The sequence below is a fragment of the Candidatus Cryosericum odellii genome (genome assembly GCF_003570935.1).
GTDB lineage: Bacteria > Caldisericota > Caldisericia > Cryosericales > Cryosericaceae > Cryosericum > Cryosericum odellii.
Map to the genome: position 1 here is coordinate 1 of NZ_QXIU01000217.1, position 4,033 is coordinate 4,033.

Genomic DNA, 4,033 nt, shown 5'->3' on the forward strand with positions numbered 1-4,033 from the left:
GCATTGTTCATCCAGATGCTCATCGGCATGTTCCTGTTTGATGCCTTCTATACGGCTATTGCAACTGCTGTCTACATCATGCCGTATGAAATGGCAGTCTCCAACAAGGCACGAAGCAGCATTTTCATCTGGAAGATCGGCTTCAGCCTCATTTCCACTGCCTTTCCCATCGCCATTGGACTCATCCAGCCGGGACCCGGCCAGGATGCCACACCGTACCGACTCATCATGATCGGTCTCGGCATCGTCATGGCGGCAGTCATCTATGTCAGTACCTTCTTCTATAAGGAAAACCACTTCCAGCAGGAAGAGGAACAGTTCAACTTCTGGAAGTCTCTGGGCGCGTGCTTCCACAACAGGTCCTTTGTCGTGTTCGAATCTATCAGCTTCACCGTCATTTATGTCCAGAACCAGCTCATGCAAGGCATCTATTACTACTATGACGAAGTGAGCATGGGCGTCGCAAAGGGCATGGGTACCGCCCTCACGCTTGGCTCGCTCTTCGTTGGGGCAGTCCTGGGCCTGCTGCTGTTCCTCAACCGTCGTGATGTCTGGGGCGTGAAACGCTGTGTACGCGTGTTTGCTTCCATGTTCGGCATCGGGTGCGTCGTCGGGTTCCTGTTCCCTCACCAGCTCATTCCGATGATGGTCGCCTTTCTGTTGATCGGTGTTGGCTTTGCCGGTGTATGCCCCCCCCGGATCTCACGCACTGTCTACAATGACCCCGAGATTCGTTGGGTGCATTGACCCCGGGGCGGGCTACGAGGTGGTCCACCGGTAACTTGCTCACAGGCGCCCATGCACCATCATCGTGCCCAAAAAGGTGAGCTATGAAAGCAAATGACCCGCCATCTTGACGGACAGCGGGTCTTTGAGTGCGAAGAGAGAAGTGGCCCTACCTGTCAGACGTCACCAAAACGGCGAATGAACCAGGTCTTGACCATCTGAGTGAGAACAACATAGGTCAATAGCATGCCCAGCAGGAGCAGCCAGTAGAGGGGCGGCAGCGTGACGAAGCCCAGGATGCGTGCGATGGGTCCGATGACAGTCATCAGTGCGCCGGTGGCGACGACCGCCACCGAACTGATGAGCAGCGGTTTGCTGGCCAGGCTCTGGACAAACGGGATCTTGTTGGTGCGGATGACGTGGACGATGAGCGTCTGGGTAAACAGCGATTCCACGAACCAGCCGGTGTGAAACAGCGCTGGGTTGTTCCAGCACTTGAACACGACCAGCATGATGAAGAACGTCAGGTAGTCGAAGATCGAGCTGATGGGCCCGATGGTTATGATGAACCGCCGCAGGTTGCCAAGCTCCCACTTTCGTGGCTTGGTAAGCCATTCTTTGTCGACTGTGTCTGTCGGGATGGTAGTCTGGCTCAGATCGTAGAGCAGGTTGTTGGTCAGTATTTGCAGCGGCAGCATGGGGAGGAAGGGCAGGAATGCGCTGGCGCCCACGACGCTGAACATGTTGCCGAAATTGGAGCTGGCAGCCATCTTGATGTACTTGATGACGTTGCCAAAGACCTTGCGACCTTCGATGACTCCTTCGTTCAGGATCAGAAGCGAGTTTTCCAACAGGATGATGTCTGATGATTCCTTCGCAATATCGACTGCCGAATCGACGGAGATCCCAACGTCCGCGGTCCGGAGAGCAGGCGCGTCGTTGATGCCGTCGCCGAGAAAGCCGACGACGTGGCCGCGGGATTGCAGCGCATGGATGATCCGTTCCTTGTGATGCGGCGAAAGCCGGGCGAATACGACAATATCTTCGACCGCACCTGCGAGATCGTCATCGGACATCTTTTCTATGGCCGGTCCCAGGAGGACGCGTGGGTCGGTTATGCCAACCTGGTGACAGATGTTCACGGTGACCAGGTCGCTGTCACCGGTCAGGATCTTGACGTCGACGCTATTGGAATGGAGTGTCGCGATGGCTTCCCCTGCCGTGGGTTTGGGCGGGTCCAGGAAGGCAAGAAACCCCAGCAAGGTAAGGTCATGTTCGTCGTTCACCGTGTAGACGCGGTCTGAGGTCCCGTGATCGGAGCTGGATGTGGCAAGGGCCAGGACTCGGAATCCCTGTCCGTTGAGGTCAGCCACCAGCTTCAGGGCCGCTGCACGTTGGGCGTCATCCAGGGGAGACGTCTTGTCGTCAAGGGCAACGCTGGTGCTCAGCGCCATGACTTCTTCGACGGCGCCCTTGCAGATGAATAAGTCGGTCCCGCCGCCATCTGTCACGGCAACGGACATGCGCTTGCGCGAGAAGTCGAAAGGAATCTCGTCCACTTTGCTGTACTTTGCCTCCTCGACAAGCTCCCGGGCCTTGTCAAGGTGAGCCAGGATGGCAACGTCCATGAGGTTCTTCAGGCCGGTCTGATAGTAGCTGTTGAGAAATCCCATGTCCAGGATATGACCATCCTCGTTTCCCAGGAGATTCACGTGTTTCTCGAGCTCGACGCGACCCTGTGTAATGGTGCCCGTCTTGTCGGTACACAGGACATCCATGGCCCCGAAGTTCTGAATGGCATTCAGGCGCTTGACGATGACTTTCTTGCGCGACATGTCGACGGCGCCCTTGCTCATATTGACGGTGACGATCATGGGAAGCATTTCAGGGGTCAGCCCCACGGCAACAGCCAGGCCAAACAGAAAGGCGTCCATCCAGTTGTGTCGCATCAAGCCGTTGATGAGGAAGACGGCAGGCGCCATGACGAGCATCAGCTTGATCATCAGCCAGGTGAAGTTGTTGATACCCTTATCAAAGCTGGTCATCTCGCGATGACCAACGATGCTGCTGGCGAGGGATCCGAAGTAGGTCTCTTTGCCCGTCTGTACGACAACCGCTGTTGCAGAGCCCGTTTCGACGTTTGTTCCCAGGAAGCACAGGTTTGGCATGGTCAGCGTGTCTGTCTGAGAGGCATCCACAACGTTGACGTTCTTCTCGGCAGGCAAGGATTCTCCAGTGAGGGCTGCCTGGCTCACGAACAGGTCCTTGGCGGTGACAAGGCGCACGTCCGCGGGCACCATGTCACCTGCAGACAGAGAGACCATATCGCCGGGGACGATGTCCTTGAGAGCAACTTCTTTCGTGTCGCCGTTCCGGACCACCGTCGCTGTTGTCGTGACCATCTTCTGAAGTTCTGCGGCGGCATTGTCCGACCGCTGTTCCTGGAAGAAGCGCAGAGCGGACCCAAGGACGACCATGAGAAGGATCAGATAGACGCCGGGACCGCCACCAGTGACGGCGGTGATGATTGCCAGGACGATCAGCAGGATGGACAGCGGGTTCGACAGGATAGCGATCAGTCGTTTGAGCGGCGAAACGCGTTTTTCGCGCGCGATCTCGTTGGGGCCATGCTGGACCAGACGATCTTCAACCACCTGGTCCGTGAGTCCGGTGGGGCTTGTGTCAAGCTGCTTCATCACGGCGTCTGCATCCATGGAGGCAAAAGACGCGAGAAGCTTCGACATTTCAGCCGGGACGTCCTCGCGCTTGCGTTTTGTAACTTCGGTCGGGACAATAGGAGTGCTCACGACACTGACCTCCAGCAAAGGAATAATGGAACAGGAAAGCTACTTTTCCGGCAGCCGGTCAGGTAATCGCGCAACTGGCAGCCGCGATGGATGATTGCGTCACATTATAAAAAGAACCGTCAGAATCCACCGCAGGGCACTATGTCGTTCCGATCCTCTGTCTGAGTCCGCGATTGCCTCTATCGTTCGCTCTGAGGTTGCTTGCTGTTCTTTGCGCAGTGTACGCTCGCGCAGCCTCTTGTCAAGCGGACGTGTTGCCTCATCTCTTTTCTACTCCAAATCTCATCGTTGCCTCACGGTTAAATCTACTCCAACCAGGTGACTGAGGAGAAACAATGGAACAAGATGTACATGTTGTAGTTGGACTAATGTTCAGTCTGTACTGGCATCTTAGAAAACAATTGTTACATTCTTGGTGTAGATTCTATTGCAATTTTGCATTTTCCCCGTATATATACATTGTAAATAGAGATCAATGCCAGTTGTTTGTTGTAAGAAAC

General features: G+C 55.4%; 2 protein-coding genes. One reads left to right on the forward strand and one right to left on the reverse strand.

What is annotated here, in order from left to right; all coding sequences use genetic code 11:
• Window positions 1-747: MFS transporter (locus tag SMC5_RS08910; RefSeq protein WP_133299196.1), on the forward strand; the 747-nt coding region annotated here is incomplete at its 5' end.
• A gap of 155 nt (window positions 748-902) precedes the next feature.
• Here the strand turns inward: SMC5_RS08910 and mgtA are convergent.
• Entirely contained in the window at window positions 903-3,533 is a 2,631-nt protein-coding gene (mgtA, locus tag SMC5_RS08915) for a magnesium-translocating P-type ATPase (RefSeq protein ID WP_207799181.1), read from the reverse strand.
• Window positions 3,534-4,033: the final 500 nt, after the last annotated feature.